A 25,731-nucleotide genomic window follows, 5' to 3' on the forward strand; every position below is an offset into this window, starting at 1 on the left:
AGCTCTGCGAACCCGTCGAGGCCCGGGACGTCGTGGTCCCTGAGCCGCGCCGTCACGCTATGGACGCGGGCGACGGCGAGGGCGGCCGGGTGCACGAACCGTCGCTTTGCGTCCACGAACGGTCGCCGAGGTCACGGCCGGGTCACGGTGGGCGGGTCGCAGGTCCCGCCCGGAGGGGTCGTCCGGCGGCCTCCGGCGCGGCGGTCCGTGGCCGCGCGGCGGCCCGTGACCCCGGCCGGGTCCGTGGCCGCAGGGCGCGGGTCTACGCCGGGTGCGTGGCCGACGCCGCCTGCCGCGGCGAGCCCGTGGGCGCGCGGTCCTCCGGCATGGGCAGCAGGACTCGCAGGAGGAACCAGCGGTCCTCGGTGTTCACGGTCATCGACCCGCCGTACTTCTCCGCGGTGTACCGGATGGACTTGAGCCCGTACCCGTGCCGGGTGCGGTCGGCACGCCGGGTGACGATGTCCCCGCCCTCGGTGCGGAGCTCGCCGGAGAAGTAGTTCTCGACCGTGAGCAGCACGAAGCGGTCGCGCGCGTAGACCGCGACCTTGATGATCCGCCGTTCCGGGTCGGGGACGGCCATGACGCCGTCGATCGCGTTGTCCAGGGCGTTGCCGAACACCGCGGCGACGTCCATCGCGGACATGAAGTCGAGCAGGGCGCCGTCGACCACGCACGTGAGGTCGATGTCCCGCTCCGCGCACTCCTGGCTCTTGGTCGTGAGGATCACGTCGAGCACGCCGTTGCCGGTGTCGGCCTGCCGGGCGTGGCCGGAGATGCTGGCCTCCAGGTGGTCGAGGTAGGACGCGCGCCGGCCCGGGTCCGCCTCGGCGCGGATCACCCCGATCTGGTGCTTGAGGTCGTGGTACTTGCGGTGGACGATCTGCATGTTCCGCTTCGACTGCAGGTACTGCTCGTGCTGCCGGCGCAGCATCTCGTCGATGGCGCGCACCTCGGACCGCGCCTGGTGCTGGAGCCGCTGGCCCTGCTGGGCGTAGAGGGCGACGAACCCGCACAGGTCGACGAGCGTGCGGATGTAGAAGATCTCGAGCCCGAGGCGTCCGCTGAACGGCGTGTTCGCGTTGAGGAAGCTGATGTTGCTCATGAAGAACGTGACGAGCGCGATCGCGACCGCCGACGCGAGCTCGCCGACCGTGACGTCGAGCTCCTGGTCGGGGCGGAAGTGGCGGGACTCGACGACGTACGCGACCCCGTACCCCACCGCGTACACGAGGACGAAGAACGCGACCTGCCAGGCCGTGCCGGGTCGGCCGTCGGGCAGGAAGAAGAAGCAGTGGACCTGCCAGTGCAGCGCCGCCACGAGCTCGGCGAGCACGAGCGCGCGCGCCGCGAAGTACCCCGCGTCGCGCGCCGAGACGCGCGCCGCCGCGACGATGAACCCGTACATGCACGCGACCGCGGCGGCCATCCCGACGGTCCACAGCTGGCGCGGCAGCAGGTCGGCGAGCGCCTGCACCCCGACCTGCGCGGCGAGGGCGGCGACGGCGAGCGCCACGAGCCGGGCCCGCGGCAGGCGGGGTCGGCGCAGGAGCACGTAGACCAGGCACGCGAGCCACTCCGCGAGGCCGGTCAGCGCGCGCGGGATGTCGGGCAGGGTCGCCATGAGGTCGGTCGCGGCGCTCATGCCCGTCGTGCCCCGAGGTAGTCGGTGAGGGCTGCGAGGAACGCCTTCTTCCGCGCCCGGCTGATGAGCAGGTCGTGCCCGCCGACCAGGAGCACGCTGCTGCCCTGGACCGCGAGCACGTGCCGCAGGTTCACGAGGTAGCCGCTGTTGCTCCGGAAGAAGTCCCGGCCCTCCAGCTGGGCCTCGAGCGCCTTGAGCGGCCCGACGACGGAGTGCCTCCCGTCCACCGTGTGCACGGTGGTGCGGTGCTTCGCGCTCTCGAGGAAGACGATGTCGTCCGTCGCGACGCGGGCCAGGCCGCCGTCGACCGCGAGCAGGAGGTAGTCGGCCGACCGCCGTCGGAGCCGGGCGACGGACCGCTTGAGCTCCTGGGAGAACGCGAAGTACCGCAGCGGCTTGAGCATGTAGCTCAGCGCGTCGACCTCGTACCCCTTGATCGCGTGCTGGGTCATGTTGGTGATGAAGATCAGGACGACGTCCGCGTCGACCTGGCGGATGCGGCGGGCGGCGCTGAAGCCGTCGAGGTTCGGCATCTCGACGTCGAGCAGCAGGATGTCGAAGTCCGGCCGATACCCGGTGACCACCTGCTCGCCGTCGGCGAAGAGCGCGACGGCGAACTGCTCGCCGTGCTCCTGCTCGTAGCGTCGCAGGTACTCCACGAGCAGCGCGCTGCTCGCGGGGTCGTCCTCCACGATGCCGATCCTGATCACGATGCCGTTCTCCAGGGACTGCGCCCCCGGGGCGTGGCCCGACGACCGGACACCTCCGTGTGCCGTCGCGGCCTCGCCCCCGCCTACGTTGCCGATGAGCCCGCCGTCGTGCGGCGGATCCCGAACATTATGGGCCACCCGGCGGAGAAACGGGCCACCCGGTAGGGATTTCGGTCAGCGCAGGTCCCGGACGTACGCGGCGGCGCCGTCGTACGCGGCGATCCGCCGCTCGTAGTACGTCGCGATGATGAGCAGCAGGCCGCCCGCCGCGGCGAGCGTGAGCATCCACGGCCCGGCGGAGATGCGCGTGCCGAGCTGCGAGACGAAGACCACGAGGATCTCGACCGGCAGCACGGCGACGCCCAGCAGGAACGGGGCCGCGAGGTGCTTGCGCGTCCCGACGAGGACCGCCGCGAGCGCGAGCACGACGACGAGCATCGCGCGCCACGTGCGCGCGTCGGTGTACGTCGCGAGCACCGACGGCCCGACGAGCGCGAGGAGCCCGGGCGCGAGGGCACGCCACGACCCGACGACGCCGACGGGCCAGCCGCCGAGGGGCCGGGCCGCGCGCGCCGCCGGGAGACCGCTCGGTCCGCCCGCGGCCGCGCTCGCCGTGCCCGCGGTTCCCGCCGCGAGCGCGAGGTAGCCCGCGACGAGGAGCCCGGCGCCGAGGGGCAGGGAGAAGACCTCGACGCGCAGCTCGCGCGGCGACCACGCACCGATCGCGGCGACGAGGGCGAGCAGCCACAGGAACCAGGCGGGCGGGAGGTCGAGCCGCCCGCGCACGGCGCGGCGCACCCCCACCACGAGCACCGCGAGGAGCGCGACCTCGACGAGCCAGACCGTCGCGATGACGCCCCACACGGGCCGCACGTTCGCGACGGCGCCGACCACCACGAGCGTCAGGGCGGGCGCGACGGCCCAGCGCCGCGCCGCCACGGCGCCACGACCCGACGCCGCGCGCGCCGCGACGAACCCGGCGCCGAGCGCCACGCCGCCCGCCGCGACCGCCCACGCGAACCCGAGGACGAACAGCGCGCCACCGCCGGGCACGTGCGCGACGTGCAGCGACTCCACCGTCCCGGCGACCGCGGCGAGCACCGCGGCTCCGGCGAGCCGGAGCGCACCGGCCCGCCGCCACGCGCTGCGGGTCGTCGCGGCCGGGGCGACGCCGCCCGCCGTCGTGCCCTGCCGGAGCAGCACCGCACCGGCGACGGACACCGCACCGGCGACGACGAGCAGCGACGCGCGGACGTCGCCCGCGCCCGGGGCCGCGCCCAGGACGAGCACCGACGGCACGACGAGCAGCACGAGACCCGCGCCCGCGAGATCCCACCCGCGCCGCGCACGGCGGGCGAGGAGCGCGCCGACGACGACGGCAGCGACCGCGGGCGGCGCGGTGTACGCCTCGACGAGCCCGACCTCGGCGGCCGCGAGGGCCGTCCACAGCGCCGCGGTGCCCAGGACGGCGGCGAGCCACCACTCCCCCCGCCGGTCGCGGTCGCGCGCGGCGAGCCCTGCACCGACGGCGAGCAGGAGCAGCACGGCGACGGCGATCGTCGGCCCCGCGGCGGGGCGCCCGTACGCGAGCCCGACCGCGATGGCCCCCGTCACGGCCGCGCTCGCCTCGACGGCGACGCGGCCGGCGCCGAGGTCGAGCCGTGCCGCGAGCGGCCGGGCCCCCGCGAGGGCCGCCGCGACGAGGACGGCGACGACGGGCAGGACGACGGGCGAGCCGCTGCCCGGGAGCACGAGGGCGCCCGCGCTCACCACGGCGACGGCCGCCGTCGGGAGCACGAGGGCCGCGGCGAGGACGCGCAGCGCCGTCACCGAGCCGGGGCGCCGGGAGCCGACCAGCACGATTTCGAGCGCGAGCATCGCGAGGCACGCCGCGACGGACCAGGTGCTGCGCTCGTCGACGACGGTGAGCACGCCGAGCCCGAACGGCACGGCCGTCACGCCGAGGACCGCCCACCACGAGTGCCGGTCGACGCGCGGGGCGAGCGTCACCGCGAGCGCCGCGAGCGAGGCGACGCCGGAGACCCCGCACAGCACGACGACCGTCCCGGCGCCGCTCCACGCGAGCGTCACCCCGAGCACGAGCAGCGCGTACCCGTACGCGACCCCGACGAGGGGCGCGTGCAGGGACCGCGGCGCGGCGGCGCGCGCCGCGAGGAGGAGCAGGCCGACGACGACGGCCCCGGCGGTCGCCGTCGGGCGCGCGACCCACGACCCGGCGACGAGGAGGACGAGCACGAGGACGGTGCCCGCGACGGCGGCGGCGTGCGCGGACCGCCGCTCGGACCGGCCGACGGGCAGCAGACCGTGGCGGACGGCGGTGCGCGCGCCGGGCACGAGGCGCCCGACGGGGCGCAGGGCGCGTCCCAGCCCGCGCCGGACGGCGCGCACGACGGCCCCGGTCGACGGGGCGCCCGCGGAGGGATCGGTGCCGGCGGGCGCGGCGGCCGGGGCCGGCCGCGCCGTCGCGACGAGCAGCGCCGCGGCGAGCAGCGCGAGCAGGACGAGCGACGTGACGCCCGCGAGCCGCGGGTCGAGCACGAGGGTGAGGACGAGCGCGAGGGCCGCCCAGGGCGCGAGCGCGCGCCCGGTCACGACGAGCGGCGCCGTCCCGAGCCGGGGCGTCCCACCGAGGAGGGGCGGCGCGGTCCGCGACGTGCGCAGCGGGAGCCGGGCCGCGACGAGCAGGACGACGAGCACGGAGAGGAGGCCGACGAGCGTGCCGTCGAGCAGCGTCGCGCCGACGGTCCCGGGCGCCGTGCCCTCGCCCGCCAGCCCGGCGGACAGGACGCCCACACCCAGCGGCGCGGCGTCGAGCACGGGGCTCGTCCCCGCGGTCGGGGTCACGAGCACCTCGGCGGCCCGCAGGCCCGCGAGCGCGAGGGCCGGGCCCGCCATGACGAGCACGACGACGGCGCCCCCGAGGAGCGCGTCGGAGCGGCCGACCGCGGGGACGGGTGCCCGGAGCACCCCCGCCGACACGCGGCGGCCGGTGAGCACCAGCACGACGACCCACGCGAGCGCGCCGAGCGCGGGCGCGAGACCCACGAAGCCGACGCCGTCGCCCGTGCCGAGCAGCGCGCCGGCGAGCACCGCCGCGGCGCCGCCGACCGCGTACCAGCGCCGCTCGCCCGTCGTGACCCGGAGCAGCGTCGCGACGAGCGCCGCCCCGAGCGCGACGAGCGCCGCACCCGCGCCCCCGGGCAGCCCCGGCGGCGCGGAGACGGTGAGCCCGACGAGGACCGCGAGGAGCACGGCGACCGTGCGCACGACGCCCAGGAACCCGCGCTCCGCGCCGAGGGTGCCGCCCACGCGCGCGCCCGCCGCCGCGGCGACGGGGCCGGCGACCGCCGTCAGGCACGCCGTCACGAGGAGCGCGACCGCCCAGCCCCACGACGCCTGGGCCGCGGGCGCCGCGACCAGCGGCACGAGAGGACCGAGCACGACGGCGCCCGTCACCCAGGCCCGGACGCGCGCCCGCTCGCCCACGACGCCGAGGCCGACGAGCACGACGGCGAGCAGCGTCGCGCGCGCCGCGGCGGCACCCACCGGGTCGAGCGCCCACGCGCTGAGCGCGAGCTCGACGTCGACCAGGGCGAGCACGACGGCCAGCGCCGCGACGGCCTCCGCGGACGACCGCAGGCCGCGCGACCGCAGGAGCACCGCGGCCCCGACGGTGAGCGCGGTGACGACCCCGGTGACGAGGGCGCGCAGGGCGAGGTCGTCGGCGAACGTGAAGAACACGAAGACGACGGCGGCCACGGCGAGCAGCCCGGCGCCCGCCCCGGCGAGCACGGGCTGGAGGCCGACGGACCGCGCGGGGGCCATACCAGGACCGACGCCACCGGCGCGCGGGCCCGCGGGCCCCGGCACAGGCACAGGCACAGGCACAGGCGCGACCGGGCCGGCCGCTCCGGGACGCACCGGGCCACCCGGTCCGGGCGCGGGCGAGAGGGCCGGCGGGCGAGGCCCCGCCGCGCCGCGCCGCGCCGTGTCGAGCGGGCGCATCGGCGGCGGGCCCGCCGGGCTCCCCCAGCCACCGCCCGCTGCTGCGCCGGGCCGGCCACCGGGCCGAATGCCGGGGAGCATGCCGGGCGGGGCCGCGACGGCGGCACGCGCGGCCCACGCGGCCGCCTCGGGCTGAGCGGCGCGGAGCGTGTCGAGGGCGGTCTGGCGCCGCCGGAGCGCGTCGGCCGCGTCGGTCGACGCCGCCGCCACCTCGAACGCGAGCGGCCCGACGAGGTCGAGCAGGCACCGGTCGCACCGCGACGACCGCAACGGCGCGGCGCACGCGGGGCAGGAACGCGTCTCGGGGAGCCGCGCCAGCGCGACGTCGACCCACGGCTCTCTCATGACGGACATCCTGGCGAACCTGTGAGGCGCCTGGGGACGCGTCCACAGGGGGTCGCGTGGCGGTCCGGTGAAGAGCTCGGCCGCCGTCGTGAGGAACCGCGGGTCAGCGCGGGCGCAGCCCGCCCAGCGCCGTGTCGAGGACGCGGTCGACGTACTCGACGGTGAGCGGGCCCGTCCGCTGGAGCCAGCGGTTGAGCACCGGGCCCCAGACGAGGTCGACGGCGACGTCGAGGTCGACGTCGGGGGCCAGCTCCCCGGACTCCTGCGCGCTGCGGAGCCGCTGCCGCTTGGCCTCGCGGAGCGGCCCGTCGAGGCGCTCGCGGTAGAGGTCCGCGAGCGCCGGGTCGTGCGCCGCCTCCGTGGCGAGCGCGCGCATGGGCGCGGCGAGACGCGGGTCCTCCAGCTCGGCGACGGTCGCGTGCAGCACGTGCCGCAGGTCGGCGACGAGGTCTCCGGTGTCGGGCAGGACCGGCGCTCCCCCGTCCTCGCCCTCGCTGAGCGTGAGGAACGCGTCGAGGACGATCGCAGCCTTCGAGGGCCACCACCGGTAGATCGTCTGCTTCCCCACGCGGGCGCGGGCCGCGATGCCCTCGATGCTCAGCTGCGGGTACGGGATCTCCTGGAGGAGGTCGAGCGCGGCGGCGAGGACGGCGCGGCGGGAGGACTCGCTGCGGCGCGAGGGATCGGGTGCGGCCATGGCGGCAGCCTACCCCGGCGAGACGGACCGTTTCGTCTTGACGGCGGCTCTGCAGACCTCTACGGTCAGCGTAACGAGACGGACCGTCTCGTCTTATCATCGAAGGGAACCGTCATGCGACACACCTCCCCGCCGGACCGGACCTGGTTCGTCACCGGCGCGAGCCGCGGCATCGGGCACGCGATCGCCGTCGCGGCGCTGGAGCGTGGCGACCGCGTCGTGGCCGCCGCGCGCACCGCGTCCCGGGACGCCTTCGCCCCGGAGCACCACGACCGCGTGCTCGCGCTCCCCCTCGACGTCACCGACCGCGACGCGGTGGTGGCCGCGGTCGACACCGCCGTCGAGTACCTCGGCCGGCTCGACGTCGTCGTGAACAACGCCGGGACGATGTCGATGGGCATGGTCGAGGAGTTCACCGAGGCGCAGGCGCGCGCGCAGCTCGAGGTGAACTTCTTCGGGGCGCTGTGGGTCAGCCAGGCGGCGCTGCCGCACCTGCGGCGCCAGGGCTCGGGCCACGTGCTCCAGATGTCGAGCATCGCGGCGCTCGCGGGCTTCCCGAGCACGGGCCTGTACAGCGCGAGCAAGTTCGCGCTCGAGGGGATGAGCGAGGCGCTCGCCCTGGAGGCGGCACCCTTCGGGGTCTCGGTCACCGTCGTGCAGCCGGGCGGGTACTGGACGGACCTGTACACGAGCATGACGACGACGACCGCGCTCGACGCCTACGCGCCCCTGCGCGCGGAGCTCGAGAAGCAGTGGGCGGACGGCTCGGTCGACAGCGACCCGCGGCTCGCCGCCGACGCGGTGCTCACGCTCGTCGACAGCGAGGACCCGCCGCTGCGCCTCCTGCTCGGCAGCATGGTCTACGACCTCGCCCAGGGGATCTCGCGGCAGCGTCAGGACACGTGGGCGGCCTGGGAGGACGTGAGCCGCGCCGCCGAGCACGCCGTCGCTGCGCCCGGCCCGGCCGCGGGATGAGCCCGCGCGCCGGGAGACCTCACGACGGCCGCGCCCAGCCCCGGAGTCGCTCGACGAGCGCGCGCGTCAGAGGCGCGTCGACCCCCGCGCGGTCGGCGGCGCGCACGATCGCGCCGCCGATCGCGTCGGTCTCGAGCGGCCGGCCCGCCTCGGCGTCGCGCAGCATCGAGGACTTCGCGTCGGCCCCGAAGCGGTCGTAGAACGTCAGGGTGCGGTCCGGGTCCGACGGCGCGCCGCTCGCCGCCGCGACGGCGGCGACCTCGCGGACGAGCGCCTCGAGCTCGGCCCGGTGCGTGGTCCGCACCTCGCCGATCGGGGCGCGGTGCGCCGTCGTGAGCAGCGCGAACGGCGCGAGGAAGCCGAGCTTTGCCCACATCAGCGCCGTCTCGTCGTCGTGCACGGTGGTGGGGATGCCCGCACCCTCCAGGAGCGCGCGCACGGCCTCGACCCGCTCCGGGTCCACCCCGCCCGGCGCGACGTCGACCTCGACGAAGGCGCTCGTGTGCTCGATCTCGCCCGGCGCGACGCGCGTGGACTCGACGCGGACCGTCGCGGGGAGCACGCGCGCGGTGCCGTACCGCGCGCGCAGCGCGTCGAGGTGGTCGAGGCCGTTGAGCATCGGGACGACCACGCCGTCACCGAGCACCTCCGGCGGCACGCGGTCGAGCGCGTCGTCGAGCGCGGTCTGCTTGACCGCCACCACGACGACGTCGACCGGGGCGTCGAGGCGCGTGGCCGCGCGCGCCGGCACGTGGAGGTCGCCCACCTGGCGGCTGCGCACGTGGAGGCCGCGCTCCGTGAGGGTGGCCGCCGTGGCGTCGCCCGCGAGGAACGTCACCCGGGCGCCCGACCGGACGAGCAGCGCGCCGACCAGCCCGCCGACCCCGCCCGGCCCGAGCACCGCCACATAGACCCCCTGACGGAAATCGTGGAACCGATCCAAATCGACACTCCGAAACGGCACATTGCCCTCCCCGCTAGAACGGTATACGCTCAACGAGCGCCTCGGATAAAGCGCGGCACCGACTACTGTTCTTGAAGAGGCTAGCGATATAATTCGCCGGGAACATCCGCTCGACCTCCTCATACATTGCAGCGGCTGCGGAATCAGCCAACGCCATCACCCTCGGCTGCATCTCCGACCAATCAAAATCTGCATCATCCAGCCTACCTGAATCTAGCGCTCGAAAGACGGTCCACAGCACAATCCTGCGACCCTGCGCATTGACAGCTCTAGGCCGCCCGTCTCGCAATGTCGAATACGCATTGTCCAGGGCGCTGTCCACCCATCTCATCGTCTGAACCGACCTCCAAACGAGATGGGGCGTGGTCCCAGAATTGAAGAGCTGGCGGTAGTATCGACCTTGCATGTCCCAAAGACGACCGGGCGCACTCTTTGCGATCACCGCAAGGGACACATCTCGCTGGAGGCAGGCTAGAGCAATCGCCGCCTCGATGACAGTGCACCCGCTTGACGGCTCTGGCTCAGGTTCACCACGCTTGATCGAATAGGTCTTGTCTAGGGACAAGCGAAAGTCTGTTCGTAGGCGCAGTTGCTCGTCATCCAGCGAGACAAAGTCGCGGCTTTCCACCGAATTCTGCGTATTTGTCGCGCGCGTTACTCGATTTGCAAAATCAGGGGGGCACCCCTCAAGTGAAATCACCCGAACCCAGACCTTTGGATTCATGCCGTCAACCGGAGAATCAATCAGGGCCCGGGCTATCGAAGCGACTGTCTGAGCACCGTTCACGACCGAGGCGCCTTCGAGGTCGAATTCGCCAATCGTTCGAGTCGTCGCCCCGCGGGCGCGCTTGCTCACTTTGTCGCAGAGCACTGTTACGCCGTTGTTGAAGTACCAGAAGTGTTCAGGGTCCTCGGAAACAGTCTGTCCGAGGGAAGCATTTACCGAAGTAGCACCGAGCGATTTTCGAATGTTCTGGCTGAACAGTGCCTCGCCGTGCACATCGTGCCAGGCCTTAACAACAGCCCCGTCTACTACCCCGTAATACGCCTGGTATGGCTCCGAGAGCATTCCCCAGTGTTCGATGGGCACCCCACTAAGGTCCACTCGCGTCCCGACAGATTCCGCCGCCAGGCGCGCTCGCAGGTACTCAACACCCCACACGTTCACCACGAGCATCTCGCTGTCGTGATTCATCTCCGCGCATAGGTCGTCAATAAGCACAGACACCTCGGGGGCAAGCTCATCTCCGCCGCTAGTGACAATAATCATATCGATCACAAGTTTGGTGTCATTGAGCGCATTTGTGATGGCATCGCTCTTTCTGCGCACTCGCTCATTGAACGCCTCAAAGTTCTCGTCAGTCAGGTCCTTGAAACCCCTGATAAAGGCGTGGGCCTCGCCGACCCCGATCGTCCCACTCCCCGAGGCGTGCCATTTTGACTGAACCAGCGTGATCCGCGAGGTAGCCTCGTCAACGAAAACGGCATCAATACCATTGTCGCCAGTGCCATCCGTGACGCAATCGGCTGCCTCCGGATGTGTGACACCAGCGGCCAGTCGGACCGCCTCTGCTGCCAGGGAGCGCGTGCGAAGGTTCTTTCCGCGCTGCTCGTCTGACGCCGATTTCACGTCGGATAGATCGAGGTACTTTTCATACTCCCGAAGCAGTGCACGTTCGACCTGCCGAAGTTGAATTCTATTCGCCATTTAAGCGTCCTTCCGACGTTTCGGGCGCCTCTCGTGACGGGAGTGTATCGGAGGCGAGACCGGCATCTACCCGCAATGCGTATCCAAGATCTCGCGTCGAGGGGACGGTGAGCGCCGCGATGCCCGTGGTGATGGGGATCGCGAGGACGAGCCCGATCGAGCCGACGAGGGTGCGCACGACCTCCTCCGCGATCTCGCCCGACGTGAGGCTGGTCGCGAGGTTCTGGTCGGAGAGGTAGACCGCCATGAGGAGCGGCAGCGCGGCGCCGACGTACGCGAACGCGATCGTGTAGACGGTCGAGGCGATGTGGTCGCGCCCGATGCGCATCGCGCGCGCGTACAGCTCGCTCCGGGTCGCGAGCGGCGCGACGGCGCGCAGCTCCCACACCGCGGACGCCTGCGTGATCGTCACGTCGTTGAGCACGCCCATGCCGGCGAGCACGATCCCGCACAGCACGACCCCGCGGATCGAGAGCTCGGGCGCGTACTGCGGGATCCACAGGGACTCCTCCGACGTGAGGCCCGTGATGTTGGCCGCCCCGGATCCCCACCAGCCCAGCACGGCCGTGAGCACCAGGCCGACGAGGGTGCCGAGCAGCGCCGTCGACGTCCGCGCGGTGAATCCGTGCGCGACGTACAGCACGACGAACATGACGAGCGACGACGTCACGAGCGCGACGCCCAGCGCGTTCTGCCCGGTGAGGAGAGCGGGCAGCGTGAACGACGTGATGACGACGAACGCCCCCGCGAGCCCCGCGAGCGCCGCGAGGCCGCGCCACCGCGCGACGGCGAGCACCACGACGGCGTACGCGACCGCGAGGACGCCGATGGGCAGCCCGCGCTCGAAGTCCATGAAGACGTAGGGCGTGCCGCCCGCGCCCGCGGCCTCGGCGATGTACAGGACGCGCAGGCGGTCGCCCTCGTCGAACCCGTAGGCGACGTACTCGGGCGGCGCGTTGACGGTGATCGCGTCGCCGCCCACGTCCTCGCCGCCCGCGCGGGAGCCCGCGTCGAGCCGGGCGGGCACCTCGCCCGTCGCCTCGTCGACCGGCCCGGTGACGGTCGCGCGCAGGACGGTGCTGCCCTCCGCGGCGACGGGGATGCGTGCGGGCACGTCCGCCGCCGCGGGCCACAGCGCGACGAGCCCGGCGAGCGTGACGAGCAGCGCCGGCACCAGGAGCGCGGCGAGCGTGACCCGCACGCGCCGGGTCGCGGGCGCGGCCGGGCCGTGCGCGTGGGCGTGGGCGTGCGCCGGGGTGCGCACGGTGCCGCGCGCCAGGACGTCGGGCACCCGCCGGGACAGCGTGCGGCGCTCGCCGCGCCCGGGCGTCTCGGGAGGGGTCGGTGCGCTCACGCGAGGATGCTGCCACGGCGGCCCGACGGCGCCCGGCGGCACGCGCCGTCGGGCACCGATCGCGCGGGCCGGGCCGTCCGGGGCCCCCTCCGGCTCACTCGGGGAGCGTCACGTGGCCGCGGCGCACGCCCGCGACGAGGCGACGCGGGAGGGTGACCTCGCGGCCGTCGACGACGACGGTCACGAGCTCGGGCACCTGCGCCTTCCACTGCGAGCGACGGGCGCGGGTGTTCGAGCGGGAGAGCTTGCGCTTGGGCACGGCCATCAGGGGTCCTTCCGGTGGGCGAGCGTCCAGCCTACCGGTTCGTGAGAACGATTCTCAAGACAGTCCGGTCGCTGGCCCGGCCCGGCGGTAGCATCCCCGGGGCCGCACGCGCCCTGCACGGCCCGGCGCGACCGCCGCACCCGCCACCACGACGCACGAGGAGCCCTCATGGCCACGGTCGACTACTTCCTCTCCGGTGACCCGGAGGTCGCCAAGCAGCACCTGCACGCCGCGCTCCAGGAGCAGGGCTTCACGGTGACCACGCGCCCCACGGGCCAGTGGGCCGCCGAGCGCGGCAGCAAGCAGAAGACGTTCTGGCTCGGCGCGTTCGCCGGCAAGGCCCAGCACCTCGTCTTCACGGTCGACTTCATGGTCCACGGCGACCAGCTCGTCGCGCGCATCGACCGCCCGACCGGGCACGGCGCGATGGCCGGCGCCGTCGGCGTCGCGCGCTCGAACAAGGCGTTCGGCGAGGTCGACCAGGCGATCGGCACGCGCCTCACGCAGCACGGCATCCTCGCGAACGTCGTGCACGCCTGACCCGCCCCCCGCACGCACGAAGGCCCGGATCCCCTCACGGGGGTCCGGGCCTTCGTGCTGCTGACCGGGCCGGCGACGGCCGGTCAGCGGGACGTCACTTGGCGACGGCCTTCTTGAGCAGGCTGCCGGCGCTGATCTTCACGCCGTAACCGGCCGGGATCGAGATCTCCTCGCCCGTACGGGGGTTGCGGCCCGTGCGGGCGGCACGCTCGACGCGCTCGACGGACAGGAGGCCCGTGACCTTGACGGCCTCGCCCTTGCCCAGCGACTCGATGAGCACCTCCTGGAAGGCGTTGAGAGCCTTCTCGGCGTCCGCCTTCGACAGGTCGGCCTTGCTGGCGATGGCCGAGACGAGCTCGGACTTGTTGAGCGACATGCGAATCCCTTCTTCGGTTCACGACGCGCGGTGGTCACCACCCGTCGTCACGGTCTCAGTGTGCCAGCCGCGGGGCCGTGCACCGGGGACAACACTAGGGAACACGCGGAGTTTCGCGCGACTTCTCGCGGCTCTCGTCGTCGCGTGTCCTCGCTCAGCCGTCCTCGTGCTCGTGGTCGTGGCCCTCGTGCTCGTCGTGCGCGGGCTCGTCGTGACCGTGCTCGCCGTCCTGGTGGGCGTGCTCGTCGGCCTCGTGGCCCCCCGTGGTGGCCGGCTTGCCGGTGACCCCGTTGAGCTCGTTCGGGACGACGTCGAGCTCCGCGCTCTTCCACACCTCGCCGCCCACGTAGTCGACCGCGTGGATCGCGCGACCGGCCGGGTCCGTGACGTAGGCGATGCCGTCCTGGACGAACAGCGCCGGCCGCGGCTCCTGCCACTCCTCGGGCTCCTCCCACGCGTCGACGACGGGGACGGACCGCACGACCGTGCCCGACTCCGGGTCGATGACGTGCAGCGACCCGTCGGTGCCGAGCACGAGCGCCTCGCCCGCGTCGCCCCGCCCGAGCGAGCGGAACGTGTAGCTCGCGGGCAGGTCGACGAGGCGCAGGCTCGCGTCGCGCGTGTCCACGAGGGAGACGCGCGTGGGCCGCTCGAGCTCCGCGTCGGGGTCGGACTTGTAGTCGCCGAGCACGACGGGCGACGCCTCGCTGCCCGCCTGGTTGCCGATGCGCCCGTAGGCGTCCGGGGCGGCGACCTTGGTGATCGCGCCGCCCGCGACGACGAGCACGCCGTCCTCGCAGCCGATGACGACGGCCTCGCCCGCGGCGACGGCCTCCCCGTGCACGCCGGGGCACTGGTCGTTCGCCGAGACCTCGTCACCTGTGGCGTCGAGGAGGCGGACGCCGGTGCGCGCGTCCTCGGTGCCCTCGGAGACGACGAGCGAGCCGTCGGACAGCTCGACCGCGACGCCGTGGTGCGCCGCGGGGGTGGTCAGGGTGCGCGCGTCGTCGATGCCGTGCGGGTCGGCCACGGTGGCCGAGTCGAGCACGGTGATGTCGCCCGTGCCGTCGTCGAACAGCGCGGTGCGGCCGTCGTGCACGACGACGTGGCCCGGCTTCTCGGCCGCGTACGTCACGTCCGTGAGGACCGGGTCGGCCGTGTAGTAGTGGGCGTGGTCGCCGTGCGGCTCGGCCCAGGTGCCGGCGTCGAGCACCTGGAACCCGCCGGACGTCGAGACGAGCAGGTGCCGCCCGTCGCCCGCGGGGTTGAGGCGGTTGAAGCCGTCGAGCTCGAGGTCGTCGACGACCTCGAGCGTCGTCGCGTCGAGGACCTGGACGCCGCCGTCGTAGGTGATCGCGAGGCGCGGGGTGAGCGCCGCGGCCTCGCTCACGTCGGACGTGGCGGACGGCGCGGGCTCCGCCGCGTCGCCCTGCTCGCCCTCGGAGCCCGCGCCCTGCGCGCACGCCGCGACGAGCGTGAGCGGGAGGGCGAGGCCGAGCGCGAGGGCGAGCGGGCGGCGTCGGGCACGGGCGCCGGGAGGGGCCGTCACCCGGGCGGGATCGGCAGCGGCGTCGGTCGGGTCGGGTGCGGTGTGGTGCATGCGTGGTCGGCCGCCCGGACACCCGGGCGGCCGCTCCTCTCCGGTGGTGGTGGTGCGCGGGTCAGCCCTGACGGGCCTTCCAGCGCGGGTTGGCCTTGTTGAGGACGAAGGTCTTGCCGTGCCGGCGCACGACCTTCGCCCCGGGCTTGTCCTTGAGCGAGCGGAGCGAGGCGCGGACCTTCATCGCGCGCCCCCGCCCTGCGCGCCGCCGCGGGCGCCGTAGCGCTGGCGGAACTTCTCGACGCGGCCGGCCGTGTCCACGACGCGCTGCGTGCCCGTGTAGAACGGGTGGCTCGCGCTCGAGATCTCGACGTCGACGACCGGGTAGGTGTTCCCGTCCGTCCACGTCACGGTCTCGCGCGGGACGCCCGGGCCCTGCGGGTGGTCGCCCGCGAGGGTCGAGCGGGTCAGGAACGAGAAGTCGGCGGACTTGTCGCGGTAGACGACGGGCCCGTAGACGGGGTGGATGTCCTTCTTCATGGTGGCCTCCTTGCTGAGCCAGGGCCGGCCGCCGCTCGGGGCGGCGGTCACCAGCTCGACTTCGTGACTCCGGGCAGCTCGCCGCGGTGCGCCTGCTGGCGCAGGCGGACGCGAGAGAGCCCGAACTTCCTCAGGTAGCCGCGCGGGCGGCCGTCGACGACGTCGCGGTTCCGCGTGCGCGTGGCGCTCGCGTCGCGGGGCTGGCGCTGGAGCTCGCGCACCGCGTCCGCCTTCTCCTCGAAGGACGAGGACGGCGACGCGACGACTCGCTTCAGCTCGGCGCGACGCTCGGCGTAGCGGGCGACGACGGCCGCCCGCTGCTCGTTGCGCGCGATCTTCGACCGCTTCGCCATCAGCGCTCCTCGCGGAAGTCGACGTGGCGGCGGACGACGGGGTCGAACTTGCGCAGGACCATCCGGTCGGGGTCGTTGCGGCGGTTCTTGCGGGTCACGTAGGTGAACCCGGTGCCCGCGGTGGACCGGAGCTTGATCACGGGACGGAGGTCGGTGCGGGTAGCCATCAGAGCTTCTCCCCTCGGGCGAGGATCCGCGCCACGACGGCGTCGATCCCCTGGCGGTCGATGGTCTTGATGCCCCGGGCGCTGACGCGCAGGGTCACGTGGCGACCCAGCGACGGCACCCAGTAGCGCTTCTTCTGGATGTTCGGGTCGAAGCGACGCTTGGTCCGCACGTGGGAGTGCGAGATCGCGTGGCCGAACCCGGGAGCGGTGCCGAGCACCTGGCAGACGGCGGACATGGCGGTTCCTCTCGGGGTCGGTCGGGGCGACGGGGACGACACTAGATAGTGAGAATCATTCCCGTCAAGACGCTATGCTGACCCGCTGTCGAGAACAGTTCTCAGGAGCAGGTTGTTCCCGAGTCGGCCGCCGAGCCTCCCGGGACGCCCCAGACCACGGATCGGAGCGCTTCATGCCCTTCTCGTCGCACCCCTCGCCAGACCCGTCGCCGGATCCCTCGCCAGACCCGGCGCCCGACGACACCCGCGTCGCCCTCAGCGTCCTCGCGACCATCGATCCCGTGCTGCGCGACAGCGCGGTGTTCGGGCTCGTCGTCGGGGCTCCGCGCGTCGTCGCGCTCCGCCACGACATCCGGGCCGCCGAGGGCGCGCTGCGCCGGGTCGCCGTCGACGCGAGCGGCGTCGTCGAGGACGAGGTCGTGCCGCTCGAGCACGCGTGCCTGTCGTGCGCGGTCCGGGAGGACGCCGTCCCGACGCTGCGGCGGCTCGCGGACGACGGGCGCTGGGACCACGTCGTGCTCGCGCTCCCCGTGGCGGCCGAGTCGCTGCCTGTCGTCCGCGCGCTCGCCGCGCAGACCACCCCCGGCGCCGAGCTCGATCGGCTGCGCCTCGCGACCGTGCTCGCCGTCGCGGACGTCGACACGCTCGAGCACGACCTGCTCGACGACGAGCTCGTCACCGAGCGCGGGGTGGGGCTCACGGAGGACGACCAGCGGGCCGTCGGGGAGGTGCTCGCCGCGCAGCTCGAGCACGCCGACCTCGTCGTGACGACCGGCGATCCTGTCGCCGCCGCGACCGGGGCGGGGCTCGTCGACCGGCTGCGCGGCGTCGGGACCCGCCAGGTCGACGGCCTCCACGCGCTCGCCGCCGCGGACCTCGCGGGGCGCACGCACGACCCGGTGGCCGGCGAGCGCCGGGCCCACCCGCTCGGCGTGCGGGGCCCGCTCCCCCGGCGCGCGCGCCGCGCGGGCGACCGGAGCTGGACGGTCGAGCTGCGCTCGGCCCGCCCCTTCGACCCCGAGCGGCTGCTGCGCCGCATCGAGGACCTGGGCACGGGGCGGGTCCGGTCGCGCGGGGTGTTCCACGTCGCGAACCGCCCGGACTCGCTGTGCGCGTGGGACGGCGCGGGCGGCCAGCTCTGCATCGGCACGCTCGGCACGTGGGACGACGCGACCACCGCCGAGGGGCGGCCCGTCGAGCCGCACACGCGCGTGGTGGTCGTCGGCGCGACGCCGCCGGAGGGCGAGCCGGGCGAGGACGTGCGCGAGCGGGTCCTCGACGCGTTCCGCGACGTGCTCGCGACGCGGGACGAGCTGGCCGACGGCGGGCTGCGCTGGCTGGGGCGCACCGACGTCCTCGCACCCTGGCTCGGCGCGCGCACGGACGCCGTCTGAGATCGGGGCGCTGCCACCGGGACGCGAGGGCGCGTGCCGGAAGGACGGAAACCCCCCGGAGACGGGAGAACCGGTGGCGATCCGCCGCGAGAGCTCCCCCCAGCGAAGCTCTCGTCGCGGACCGCCACCGGTCCAGGTGTGTCGCCACGTGACCCGTCGTGGCGACGTCCCCCACCAGTGCAAGAGCACCAGGGCGCCCGTTCGTGACGCGCGTTGCCAGTGATGTGGATCACAGTACGACCGGAAGCGCACCGGCGCGCGCCGACGTGACCCGCCTCACCTGCGGGTTCGCGTCATGGCCCGTGCCCGGACGAGTCCTCTCGTGTGGACCTCCTGGACGCACGCCCAGATCGCCGGGCGCGCGCTCGACCACCGAACGAAGGACGCACTGGTGCACCACGGCACGCGACGGCTCGGCACACGACGGCACGACAGGCGACGACACACCTGGCGACGGCTGTGGGCGGCGGCCCTCGCGGTCACGCTCGCCGCGCCCCTCGCCCTCGCCGGGGCCGCGACCGCCACGGCGGCGGACGGCGACCCGCAGTACCTCGAGGTCAGCAAGCGGGTCGACCACAAGACCCTCTCCCCCGGCGACGTCTTCACGTACAGCGTCGGGGTCACGTGCTCCGAGACGACGTGCGTCGACGCCCTCCTCACCGACGCGCTCCCCGCCGAGCTCGCGGGCTACGAGCTCCAGGCCGTGCGCACCACGACCGGTCCCGTGCACGAGGTGTCGTGGACCGAGGCCGGCCAGCCCGTGGGCCGGCCCGCCGTCGTCGGCGCCGCGACCGCCGTCCACGTCGCGTTCCGCGACGAGACCCCCGCGGGCGTCGGCCTGACGCCGGGGGCGACGTTCACCCTGACCCTGACGCTCCAGGTGCCCGACGACGCCCGGCCCGGCGAGACGGACATCGTCAACACCGCCACGACCACCGCGGCGAACTCCGCTCCGGACAGCGCCAGCGCGACCGTGCACCTGAGCGTCCCCGTCGAGACGGGCGTCGACCTCGCGAAGTCGTGGGACCCGGCGGCACGGACCTTCGAGGCGGGCGCGCCGTCGACGGTCACGCTCACGGCGACCAACACCTCGAACGTGCCGGTGGGCACGCTCGTCGTCACCGAGCCGCAGGCGTCGGCCGACGGCGCGGGCGCGCTCGACGCGACCAACCCGTTCACGCTCGCCGACCTCACGGCGCTCGCCGCCGACCCGCTGCCCGAGGGCGCGACGAGCGTCCAGGTCGACGCCTACGTGCGCTCCGACGCGGGCTCGTGGTCCTGGGTCACGGGCACCCCCGCCCCCGGCGCAGCCCTCCCCGCCGGTGTGGACCCGACCGCCGTCGGCGGCCTCCGGCTGACCTACGCCGGCGAGATCGTCCCCGGGGCGACCGCCACGGCGCGCCTCGACCTCACGCAGCGCGCGACGGACCGGGACGGTGCCGACCTGTCGGCCGCGACTCACGTCGTCGACAACGTCGCGACGGCCACCGCCACCGCCGAGGGTCGTGACCCCGTGACGGACACCGCGACGGCCCAGCACCGCGTCACGCCCGCGACCGTCGGCGTCGACGTCGTCAAGGACATCACCCCCGACCGCATCTCCGCGGGCGAGACGGCCACGGCCACCATCACGGCGACGAGCACGTCCGACGTCCCCGTCCGTACTCTCACCGTCACCGACCGCGACTACTTCACCGACGGCGTCGTGCTCGGCGGCTTCAGCACGTTCTCGTGGCCCGAGGGCGCCGAGTCCGCCGACCTCGTGCTCCACCGCGCGGACGGCTCCACCACGACGGTCATCCTGGCCCCCGGCGAGACGCCCGACGTCCCCGGCACCGACGTGACGGGCTTCGAAGTGACGTTCACCGGGGCGATCGCGCCGCGCGCCGCCGCGACGCTCGTCCTCGACGTCGTCACCACCGAGGACGCCGCGGGCGACGCCGCCTCGCGCGCCACCCGCAACACCGCGAGCGCCGAGGTCGTCGCCCCGAACGGGCAGACCGCGACCGACGAGGCGAGCGACACGCTCGAGCTCGTCCGGCCCGCGCTCGACGCGACGCTCGACAAGACGGTCCGGCCGGGCACCGCCGTCGAGCCGGGCGCGCGGGTCGTCGCCGGCCTCGCCGCGCGGGTCGTCGGGACGTCCGAGTACGTCAGCCCTCGGACGTTCGTCGTCGAGGACGTCTGGGCCGGCGGCGCGGGCGAGTTCTGGGACGCGTTCGACCTGGCCGGCGTCGCGCCGACCCAGGTGCCGTCCGGTGCGTCGCTGACCGTGGAGGCGATCGGCCCCGACGGCTCGGCTCTGCGCGTGGCGGCGTTCCCCGCCCAGGAGGACCCGTTCCTCGCGGAGCTCACGGCGGACGACCTGGCTGCGGCGCTCCCCGCGGGCGTCTCGCCGTCGGACCTCACGGGCGTCCGGTTCGTGCTCGAGTCGGCCACGGGCCTGCCCGTCGACACGAGCTTCACGCCGTACGTCGTCGCGCAGGCGCGCGGCACGCTGCGCTCCGGCGGTGACGTGACCGCGCGGCCCGACGAGCCGACCGCGTTCGTGAACACGGCGACGGTGCGGGCCGAGGGCGTGACCCGCGGCGGCACCACGCTCATCGACGACGCCGAGGACACCGCGACGGCGCGCGTCGTCACCCGCGAGGGCACGGGCCCGGTCGGGATCGACAAGTCCTGGCTGCAGAGCACGGTCCCGTCCCAGTCGGGCGAGCAGCGCAGCACGGCGCTGGACTGGCGCGTCCGCGAGGGCTTCTCGTCGGTGACGATCAGCGACCCGGCGGGAGACCCCGCCGACGTCGCCGGCACCGTCTTCGACGCGTTCGACCTGGTGCGCGTCGCGCCGGTCGACGCGAGCGACGTGCCCTTCAGCACCGGCTGGTACCTGCGCTACGACACCGTGACCGCGGTCGAGCTCTTCGTCGACGGCACGTGGACCGCCGTCGCGCCCCCGGCCGGGGGCTGGGTGCAGGACGGCCGGTTCGTCGGCCACACGCTGACCGGCGAGCAGCGCGCCACGGCCACCGGCGTGCGGCTCGTCCTGGCGGAGGACGTCGCCGCCCGCGAGGCCGCCCGGCAGCCGGGCGCCGCGCTCGACCCGTACGCGCCGCGGCCCGGCGCGGGCGTCGCCGCGAGCAGCAGCGACCGCCGCTTCGTGCTCGACTGGCAGGTGCGCTCCACGACCCGCTCGACCGGTGCGTGGGTGACGCAGGAGAGCGCCCTCAACGCCGACGTCCCGGGCAGCGTCGTCAACACGGCGAGCATCGAGGCGGTCCCTGCCGCGGGCGGCGACCCCGTCCGCGACACCGACTCCGCGACCGTCTCGCTCGTCGACCACGCGCCTGGCGTCGCGGTGACGAAGTCCGTGACCCCGACGCAGGCCGTCCACGTCCCCCGCGAGGGCTCGGACGCGCCGCAGCCCACGGCGACGTTCACGATCCAGGCGCGGAGCACGTCCGTCTCGCGCGCGTCCTTCGTCCGCATCACCGACCCCGCCGCGTGCTCCGAGACGGCGAGCGGCGTGGCGGGCTGCGAGGTGCCCGGCACGGCCGAGGCCGCCGTCGGCGACCCGTTCACGGCCGACGTGGACTGGCTGGCGCCCGACGGCGCGGCCAGCGCGTTCGACCGCTACGACGTCACCGGCGTGCGGGTCGACGCGGGCCTCGGGCACGAGGTCGACCTCGCGGAGAGCACGGCGTGGGTCCTGCACCGCACGGCGGACGGCGAGCACGCGAGCGAGCGCACGACGGTCGCCGACCTCGTGGCGTGGGGGCCCGAGCGCCTCGCCGACGTCGTCGGCGTGAGCGTGACGTTCCAGGGCAGCGACCCCGCGGCCACCGGGGGGACGATCTCCGCGGCGAACCGCCTCACGCTCACCCTCGACACGGTCCTGCGCACGCACGTGCGCAGCACGGGCGAGCCGATCGCGCTGCGGGCGGGCCAGACCACCGAGGTCCCGAACCGCGCGTTCGCGCAGTCGTCCGACCCGGTGCTCGCGCCCGGCACGGCGACGGGCGACCTCGACGACGTGCGCGTCGTGCTCACGGGCGGCGACATCGACGTGGCGCCGACCAAGTCCGTGTCTCCCGCGGCGCTCACCGAGCCGTCGCGCCGCACGCCGGTGACCGTCACGCTCGGCGCGTCCTCCGGCACCCGGCCCGTGAGCACGCTCGCGCCGGCCACGGTCTGGCTGCGCGACGACGTCGCGTCGTCCCCGGAGTTCTGGGACACGTTCAGCTTCACCGGGCTCGGTGCGCTCACCGCACCGCACGGCGCCGACCGCGTCGCGGTCGACGTCTACGGGCCCTTCGGCACGGACGGCGCGCTCGCCTGGGCGCAGGGTGCACCGGCTGCCGTGGACGCACCGGTGGTCCCCGTGGGAGCCGAGGCGTACCCCGACGTCCAGGGCGTGCGCATCACCTTCTCGCGCGCCGACGGCGGCTTCTTCAGCCCGGACGTCCCCGCGCCGGCCTGGGACGCCCGGGCCGCGTTCACGGTCGTGCTGCGCGACACCTCCCGGTCCTCGGGCGACCCGGTCGTCCTGGACGGGTCCGTCGACAACACCGTGACGGTGCGCAGCGAGCGCCTGGACGGCGAGGCGTCGGCCGAGCGCAGCACGAGCGCGACCGTCTCCCTGTCTCCCGGGACACGCGAGCTCGCGGTCCGCAAGGTCGCCAACGAGGGGAGCCGGACGGTCTCGGTCGGCGCAGCCGTCCCGTGGGACCTGTCGTTCACCAACACGGGCACGGGCTACCTCACGCTCACCGAGCTGCGCGACACCCTGCCGACCACGCTCGTGCACCCGGGCGACCCGGCGCCGTCGTACGCGACGTCCGAGGGCGGGCTGCTGTCCACGGACGTCACGCTCGCCGTCGACGGCCGGGACCTGGTCCTCACCTGGCCCGAGGACGGCCGCGTCATGGCACCGGGCGAGACGTTCCGCGTGCGGCTGTTCCTCGAGCTCCAGCCGGGGCTCGCCTCGGGCCAGCGCGCGACGAACCAGATGACGGTACGGACCGACGAGGCGCTCGACACCTGCTCGGGCCTCGACGGTGCCGCGACGACCCCGGCCTGGGGCAGCGACCCGCGCACGTGCGGGACGACGGACTTCGTCGCCCCCGTCGACGGGCCGAACCTCTACAGCGTCAAGGGCGTGCGGGGTGCGGTGGACGGTGCGACGAACCCGTCCGCCCCGGGCACCGCGTGCCGTCCGACGCTCGAGGCGGCCGGCGGCGCCTGGTACCGCACGCCGTGCGTCGCGAACAGCGTCGTCGGCGGGACGGACGACTGGGTCCTGCACGTCGTCAACGCGGGCACGACCCCGGTCGAGGAGATGGTCCTGTTCGAGCAGCTCCCCACCGCGGGCGACCGCATGCTCCTGACCGGCGCGTCGCGCGGGTCGACCTACCGCCCCGTCCTCACCGGCATGCCGGGCCTCACGGCACCCGACGGCACGACCACCGTCGTCGAGGTGACGACGAGCCCGGACGTGTGCGCGGGCACGTGGCGCGACCTCACGACGCAGGCGGTGTGCGAGCAGAACGGCGAGACGTGGGCCCCCGCCGACGACGCGACCGACTGGTCCGCCGTGACGGGTCTGCGCGTCTCGCTCGACTTCCGCACGACCGCGAGCGGACGCCTCGACAGCGGTGAGGTCGTCGACGTCACCTACTCGACGGTCAACCGCATGGCGTCCGACGCGACGCCGGGCGGGGTCGCGCCCGTCGCCCCGTCGGGCCCGGACGTGGCGTGGAACCAGTTCGGCGTCAAGTGGCGCTACACGGGCGAGGCGACGTTCGAGCGGTTCGCGCCGAGCCAGGTCGGCGTCGCGCTCCCGACGGGCGCCCTCCGCGTCGACAAGCAGGTCACCGGCGACGCCGCGGGCTACGCGCCCGGCGCCTACCCGGTCGACGTCGTGTGCACCGTCGACGGCGTGACGCTCGACCTCGGTGACGCGGCACGGCTCTCCCTGACCGTCGAGGGCGGGCTCACGGCCCGCGTCGACGGCCTCCCGGTGGGGGCGGAGTGCACCGTGTCCGAGCGCGGCGCCCTCGGCGAGCACGGCGAGACGACGCGCGACGGTTCGCCGGCGACCGTCGCGGTCGACGTCGCGACGTCCCCGGAGTCCGACGTGCCGGCCACCCAGGTCGTCACGGTCGGCAACGACTACGCGTTCTCGGGCCTGTCCGTCACCAAGCAGGTCGACACCGAGGCCACGCAGGAGGAGCTGGGGCCGTTCGACTTCACCCTCGTCTGCACGGCGGCCACCGGAGCGCCCGTCACGTTCGACGCCGCCGGCTCGACCGAGCTGCGGTTCACGATCGGGGCCGGGGAGACCTTCACCGCGCCGGAGGGCACGATCCCGGCACGCGCCACGTGCGTCGTCACCGAGACGACCACGGACGCGCCGCAGCGCGTCGTCGTCACGGGCGACGGCGTGACCGACCACGGGGACGGGAGCGCGGACGTGCTCGTCGGCACGACCCCGGCCGAGGTCGTCGTCCACAACGGGTACGACGCGGGCGTCGTCCGCGTGACCAAGGAGGTCGACGGGGCGGGTGCCGCCGCGTACGGCGTCGGGCCGTTCGGGTTCGACGTCGTCTGCACGCGGGACGGACGCACGGTGCTGGAGGAGTCGTTCGACCTCGACGCGGGCGGCAGCCGGACCTTCGGGACGTTCGTCGCCGGGACGGAGTGCGTCGTCGAGGAGACGACGGCGGGCGGGGCGACGCGCTCGACGCTCGCCCCGGCCGACGGGCGGGTCGTCGTGGACGGTCCTGCCGAGGCGGGCACGGTGTCGGAGGCCGTCGTCACGGCGACGAACACGTTCGACGTCGCGGACCTCGAGGTCGTCAAGACCGTCGAGGGCGCGGGCGCCGAGCTCTGGGGCGCCGGCCCGTTCGAGGCCCAGGCCGTGTGCACCTGGGACGTCGACGGCGAGACGCGCACCCTCGCGCTCCCGGCCGAGGGCCGCCTGGCCCTCACGGCCGCGGGCGGCTACCGCGCCGCCGTGCGCGACCTGCCCGTCGGGGCGGGGTGCGTCGTGACCGAGACGCGCACGGGCGGGGCGAACGCCACCGCCATCAGCGCGGACGGCGCCGTCGTGGTGGGTGGTGACGAGCCCGCGGTCGTGACGCTGACGAACACGTTCGACGTGGCGTCGCTGGACGTCACCAAGCGGGTCGAGGGCGCGGTCGACGCGCCGGGCGCCGAGGGGCCGTTCACGGTCCGCCTGGCCTGCACGCGCGAGGTCGACGGCGAGACGGTCGCCCTCGACGTGCCCGGGGGCGGCGTGCGCCACCTCGGCGCGGACGAGACGGTCACGTACGCCGACCTCCCCCTCGACGCGTCCTGCGCCGTCGAGGAGTCGGCGACCGGCGGGGCCGCCGCCACGCAGGTCGCGGTGACCACGCCGGGCGAGCCCGGGACGACGGTCGACGGCGCGTCGGCGGACCTCACGGTCCGGCCGGGTGCGGCGGTCGTCGTGACGAACACGTTCGACGCACCTGCCGGGACGCCCGGCGGCACGACGGACGGCGCCGGGAACGGGCTGGCGACGACGGGCGCACGTCTCGGGGCGGTGGCCGCGCTCGCGCTGCTCCTCGCCCTCGGCGGCGCGGCGCTCGTGCTCGCGCGACGGCGCAGGGGCCCCGTCGCCTGACGCGGCCGCTCCGTCGCCGCCCTGCGCTCGACCGGAACATCGGCGACGACGTGGGGCGCTACCACGGGCGGACGGGTACCGAACAGATGCTCTGCACCGACGACGTTCGCCGCATGGTCGGCCGACCGCACCCTGCGGGTGCCGACCAAGGAACTGCCGCGCGGTAGGTATCGACGCGGGTTATCGCTGGTAGTCTGCAAAGTATGACTGCTGCGACCACCACGTTGAAGGTC

The 25,731-nt window shown here is 74.5% G+C and carries 19 protein-coding genes; 4 read left to right on the top strand and 15 right to left on the bottom strand.

The genetic code is table 11. The features are described 5' to 3' along the window. Positions 1-262: 262 nt before the first annotated feature. From GWJ10_RS07495 to GWJ10_RS07510, 4 genes are all read right to left on the bottom strand, one after another. Positions 263-1,645 carry a GHKL domain-containing protein gene (locus GWJ10_RS07495; RefSeq protein ID WP_163186567.1) on the bottom strand — a complete coding sequence of 461 codons (1,383 nt, stop codon included), beginning with the start codon at positions 1,643-1,645 and terminating at the stop codon, positions 263-265. Beyond that, positions 1,642-2,355: a LytTR family DNA-binding domain-containing protein gene (locus tag GWJ10_RS07500; RefSeq protein ID WP_031317155.1), complete on the bottom strand. Its 714-nt coding sequence runs from the start codon at positions 2,353-2,355 to the stop codon at positions 1,642-1,644. Before GWJ10_RS07500 ends, GWJ10_RS07495 begins: the two co-directional genes overlap by 4 nt. A gap of 174 nt (positions 2,356-2,529) precedes the next feature. Then, positions 2,530-6,726 (bottom strand): hypothetical protein, encoded by a 4,197-nt coding sequence (locus tag GWJ10_RS07505; protein ID WP_163186569.1) that lies wholly within the window; start codon positions 6,724-6,726, stop codon positions 2,530-2,532. Between the two features lie 103 nt (positions 6,727-6,829). Beyond that, positions 6,830-7,423, bottom strand: coding sequence for a TetR/AcrR family transcriptional regulator (locus GWJ10_RS07510; RefSeq protein ID WP_163186571.1), 594 nt, complete (start codon positions 7,421-7,423; stop codon positions 6,830-6,832). A 114-nt stretch (positions 7,424-7,537) separates the two neighbouring features. Between GWJ10_RS07510 and GWJ10_RS07515 the strand changes: the two genes are divergently transcribed. Continuing rightward, a complete protein-coding gene (locus tag GWJ10_RS07515; RefSeq protein WP_163186573.1) occupies positions 7,538-8,398 on the top strand; it encodes an SDR family NAD(P)-dependent oxidoreductase in 861 nt (286 codons plus the stop codon). 19 nt (positions 8,399-8,417) lie between these two features. On the opposite strand, the gene GWJ10_RS07520 is transcribed toward GWJ10_RS07515, so the two are convergent. The 4 genes from GWJ10_RS07520 to rpmF form a co-directional block, all read right to left on the bottom strand. Then, positions 8,418-9,305, bottom strand: coding sequence for a 2-dehydropantoate 2-reductase (locus tag GWJ10_RS07520; RefSeq protein ID WP_206158366.1), 888 nt, complete (start codon positions 9,303-9,305; stop codon positions 8,418-8,420). Positions 9,306-9,375: 70 nt separating this feature from the next. Continuing rightward, positions 9,376-11,070 carry an AIPR family protein gene (locus GWJ10_RS07525; RefSeq protein WP_163186577.1) on the bottom strand — a complete coding sequence of 565 codons (1,695 nt, stop codon included), beginning with the start codon at positions 11,068-11,070 and terminating at the stop codon, positions 9,376-9,378. Further along, a complete protein-coding gene (locus GWJ10_RS07530; protein ID WP_241005706.1) occupies positions 11,060-12,424 on the bottom strand; it encodes a YibE/F family protein in 1,365 nt (454 codons plus the stop codon). The genes GWJ10_RS07525 and GWJ10_RS07530 overlap by 11 nt, the downstream gene beginning before the upstream one ends. 94 nt (positions 12,425-12,518) lie before the next feature. Next, positions 12,519-12,689, bottom strand: a complete 171-nt coding sequence (gene rpmF / locus GWJ10_RS07535; protein ID WP_009864893.1) for a 50S ribosomal protein L32 — start codon at positions 12,687-12,689, stop codon at positions 12,519-12,521. A gap of 168 nt (positions 12,690-12,857) precedes the next feature. Here rpmF and GWJ10_RS07540 point away from each other — a divergent pair, with 168 nt between their 5' ends. Beyond that, on the top strand, positions 12,858-13,229 hold the full coding sequence (locus tag GWJ10_RS07540; RefSeq protein WP_021482679.1) for a hypothetical protein: 372 nt from the start codon (positions 12,858-12,860) through the stop codon (positions 13,227-13,229). Between the two features lie 94 nt (positions 13,230-13,323). Here the strand turns inward: GWJ10_RS07540 and GWJ10_RS07545 are convergent, their stop codons facing one another. From GWJ10_RS07545 to rpmB, 7 genes are all read right to left on the bottom strand, one after another. After that, the gene (locus tag GWJ10_RS07545) at positions 13,324-13,605 is read right to left on the bottom strand and encodes an HU family DNA-binding protein (RefSeq protein ID WP_021482680.1); all 282 of its coding nucleotides are present in this window, start codon (positions 13,603-13,605) and stop codon (positions 13,324-13,326) included. 154 nt (positions 13,606-13,759) lie between these two features. Beyond that, the gene (aztD, locus tag GWJ10_RS07550; protein ID WP_163186579.1) at positions 13,760-15,154 is read right to left on the bottom strand and encodes a zinc metallochaperone AztD; all 1,395 of its coding nucleotides are present in this window, start codon (positions 15,152-15,154) and stop codon (positions 13,760-13,762) included. A gap of 112 nt (positions 15,155-15,266) precedes the next feature. Then, positions 15,267-15,389 carry a type B 50S ribosomal protein L36 gene (gene ykgO, locus GWJ10_RS07555; protein ID WP_021483271.1) on the bottom strand — a complete coding sequence of 41 codons (123 nt, stop codon included), beginning with the start codon at positions 15,387-15,389 and terminating at the stop codon, positions 15,267-15,269. Then, the gene (locus GWJ10_RS07560; RefSeq protein WP_021483270.1) at positions 15,386-15,685 is read right to left on the bottom strand and encodes a type B 50S ribosomal protein L31; all 300 of its coding nucleotides are present in this window, start codon (positions 15,683-15,685) and stop codon (positions 15,386-15,388) included. Before GWJ10_RS07560 ends, ykgO begins: the two co-directional genes overlap by 4 nt. A 47-nt stretch (positions 15,686-15,732) precedes the next feature. Next, positions 15,733-16,038, bottom strand: a complete 306-nt coding sequence (gene rpsN, locus GWJ10_RS07565; protein ID WP_021483269.1) for a 30S ribosomal protein S14 — start codon at positions 16,036-16,038, stop codon at positions 15,733-15,735. Further along, a complete protein-coding gene (gene rpmG, locus GWJ10_RS07570) occupies positions 16,038-16,205 on the bottom strand; it encodes a 50S ribosomal protein L33 (protein ID WP_021483268.1) in 168 nt (55 codons plus the stop codon). Before rpmG ends, rpsN begins: the two co-directional genes overlap by 1 nt. Beyond that, complete coding sequence (gene rpmB / locus GWJ10_RS07575) at positions 16,205-16,441, bottom strand: 50S ribosomal protein L28 (protein ID WP_021483267.1); 237 nt, start codon at positions 16,439-16,441, stop codon at positions 16,205-16,207. Before rpmB ends, rpmG begins: the two co-directional genes overlap by 1 nt. Before the next feature lie 281 nt (positions 16,442-16,722). Between rpmB and GWJ10_RS07580 the strand changes: the two genes are divergently transcribed. Both GWJ10_RS07580 and GWJ10_RS07585 read left to right on the top strand, forming a co-directional pair. Continuing rightward, positions 16,723-17,835, top strand: coding sequence for a GTP-binding protein (locus tag GWJ10_RS07580; RefSeq protein WP_241005707.1), 1,113 nt, complete (start codon positions 16,723-16,725; stop codon positions 17,833-17,835). 322 nt (positions 17,836-18,157) lie between these two features. Beyond that, the gene (locus GWJ10_RS07585) at positions 18,158-25,498 is read left to right on the top strand and encodes a DUF5979 domain-containing protein (RefSeq protein WP_163186582.1); all 7,341 of its coding nucleotides are present in this window, start codon (positions 18,158-18,160) and stop codon (positions 25,496-25,498) included. Positions 25,499-25,731 lie beyond the last annotated feature (233 nt).

Origin of the sequence: Cellulosimicrobium sp. SL-1 (assembly GCF_011033075.1) — a bacterium.
In the GTDB taxonomy this organism is placed as follows: Bacteria; Actinomycetota; Actinomycetes; order Actinomycetales; family Cellulomonadaceae; genus Cellulosimicrobium; species Cellulosimicrobium funkei.

Bases quoted from the DNA above. Each gene is read 5' to 3' on its own strand.
- GWJ10_RS07495 (WP_163186567.1), bottom strand. From the start codon at position 1,645: ATGAGCGCCGCGACCGACCTCATGGCGACCCTGCCCGACATCCCGCGC.
- GWJ10_RS07505 (WP_163186569.1), bottom strand. From the start codon at position 6,726: ATGAGAGAGCCGTGGGTCGACGTCGCGCTGGCGCGGCTCCCCGAGACG.
- GWJ10_RS07510 (WP_163186571.1), bottom strand. From the start codon at position 7,423: ATGGCCGCACCCGATCCCTCGCGCCGCAGCGAGTCCTCCCGCCGCGCC.
- GWJ10_RS07515 (WP_163186573.1), top strand. From the start codon at position 7,538: ATGCGACACACCTCCCCGCCGGACCGGACCTGGTTCGTCACCGGCGCG.
- GWJ10_RS07525 (WP_163186577.1), bottom strand. From the start codon at position 11,070: ATGGCGAATAGAATTCAACTTCGGCAGGTCGAACGTGCACTGCTTCGG.
- rpmF (WP_009864893.1), bottom strand. From the start codon at position 12,689: ATGGCCGTGCCCAAGCGCAAGCTCTCCCGCTCGAACACCCGCGCCCGT.
- GWJ10_RS07540 (WP_021482679.1), top strand. From the start codon at position 12,858: ATGGCCACGGTCGACTACTTCCTCTCCGGTGACCCGGAGGTCGCCAAG.
- GWJ10_RS07545 (WP_021482680.1), bottom strand. From the start codon at position 13,605: ATGTCGCTCAACAAGTCCGAGCTCGTCTCGGCCATCGCCAGCAAGGCC.
- ykgO (WP_021483271.1), bottom strand. From the start codon at position 15,389: ATGAAGGTCCGCGCCTCGCTCCGCTCGCTCAAGGACAAGCCCGGGGCG.
- GWJ10_RS07560 (WP_021483270.1), bottom strand. From the start codon at position 15,685: ATGAAGAAGGACATCCACCCCGTCTACGGGCCCGTCGTCTACCGCGAC.
- rpsN (WP_021483269.1), bottom strand. From the start codon at position 16,038: ATGGCGAAGCGGTCGAAGATCGCGCGCAACGAGCAGCGGGCGGCCGTC.
- rpmG (WP_021483268.1), bottom strand. From the start codon at position 16,205: ATGGCTACCCGCACCGACCTCCGTCCCGTGATCAAGCTCCGGTCCACC.
- rpmB (WP_021483267.1), bottom strand. From the start codon at position 16,441: ATGTCCGCCGTCTGCCAGGTGCTCGGCACCGCTCCCGGGTTCGGCCAC.